This is a genomic window from Frankia sp. CpI1-P (assembly GCF_001421075.1).
GTDB lineage: Bacteria > Actinomycetota > Actinomycetes > Frankiales > Frankiaceae > Frankia > Frankia torreyi.
In genome coordinates, this window is sequence record NZ_LJJX01000128.1 from 797 (window position 1) to 2,011 (window position 1,215).

Annotated in this window: 1 protein-coding gene and 5 pseudogenes; all 6 read right to left on the reverse strand. The window is 66.7% G+C overall.

The genetic code is table 11. The features are described 5' to 3' along the window. Positions 1 to 240 precede the first annotated feature (240 nt). Positions 241 to 333: pseudogene (locus tag FF86_RS69670) on the reverse strand (hypothetical protein); the annotation flags it as partial. Position 334: 1 nt separating this feature from the next. Further along, positions 335 to 395: pseudogene (locus FF86_RS69675) on the reverse strand (hypothetical protein); the annotation flags it as partial. 1 nt (position 396) lies between these two features. Continuing rightward, positions 397 to 537: pseudogene (locus FF86_RS69680) on the reverse strand (hypothetical protein); the annotation flags it as partial. Between the two features lie 58 nt (positions 538 to 595). Beyond that, positions 596 to 893, reverse strand: a 298-nt coding sequence (locus tag FF86_RS69685) for a hypothetical protein (protein WP_396230222.1), incomplete at its 5' end; no start/stop codon positions are given. A gap of 1 nt (position 894) precedes the next feature. Then, a pseudogene (locus FF86_RS69690) lies at positions 895 to 1,004 on the reverse strand (hypothetical protein); the annotation flags it as partial. Between the two features lies 1 nt (position 1,005). Next, a pseudogene (locus FF86_RS69695) lies at positions 1,006 to 1,099 on the reverse strand (hypothetical protein); the annotation flags it as partial. Positions 1,100 to 1,215 lie beyond the last annotated feature (116 nt).

The window sequence follows — 1,215 nt, forward strand, 5'->3', positions numbered from 1 at the left end:
GGCTGGCTCGTCGGTGACCGGGCGGCTGATGGTCAGAGGTCAGGCGGGCACGACGCGTACCGCCTGCCGTGGCAGTGCCCGGCCGATGGTCAGGCCCTGGGCGTATGCCTGGAAGACGTCCGACCACACCGGGTGTGAAAGCGGTATGCGCCGCTCGTCCNCCAGCGACTGGAACTCCACCCGGAAACGGCCTTTCTTGGTGAACAGAACGTCGCGGTAGTCGGCGGGAACCGAGGTGTNCACCCTGTTGTCGTCCGGTGGTCCGACGAGAACCGCGTCCCCGAGGATCTCCCGGCTGCGTCTGCTGGGGTTCGCTGCCCTCGCGATCAGGGTNGCGCGTCGGTTCCTCGGCAGCCTCAGTCGGGGACCGTCCTCGTTCGTGTACAGCGTCGCGGNCGGCTGGAGAAGGTCAACCCTTTCGATATCTCCTCCCACCACCTCCCGAAGAAGAGGGAGATCGTCGGGCTGGAATGTTGTGATTTTCAGGGGAAGGAGGACATCCGACGGCAGTAGCACGCCGGTCACCTGTGCACTCATGCGGACTCCAGCAGAAGAAAGGGGGAAAGATCGGGGGTGGGGTTGCTTGCGTTGCGGGTCAGGGGGCGGGAACGACCCGTACCGCCATCCCGGGAAATCCGTCGGCGAGACGCAGGCCGTCGGCGTAGGCGGTGAACTTCCCCGTCCATTCCAGGCCGGGTAGCCGCCTGCGCCGGCCGCTGGACGGCGCCTGGAACTCGACGTGGAACCGGCAGCCGGTCTCGGCGAGCAGAACCTTCGTGTAGTCCTCCGGCGCCGAGGTGTCCCAGCCGTCCTCGTCTACCGGGCCCACGACCAGCGCGTCCCCGAACAGCACGCCGCCCCGCCATAGGGGATTGGCTGCTGCCGCGAGTAGCNTCGCCCGCGGGTTCATCGGCAGCCTCAGATCTAGGCCGCCTTCGTTCACGTACACCGACCCGGCAGGCTCGAGAAGATGGACGGGCTCGATGTTCCCACCGACAACCCCGNGGTAGAACGCAAGATTGTCCGCGTGGAACGTCACGGCTTCCGGGGGGCGGGTGACCTCGGCGCGCAGCAGCACGCCGGTCAGCGATGCGCTCATACGGACTCCAGAAGAAAAGAACAAGAAAAGGTGGGTGGGGTTGTCCGTGCGGCCGGTCGCCGACGGTTTCCCCGATGCGCCGGTGGATGGCGGGCACAGGGACCGTAACTTGATCG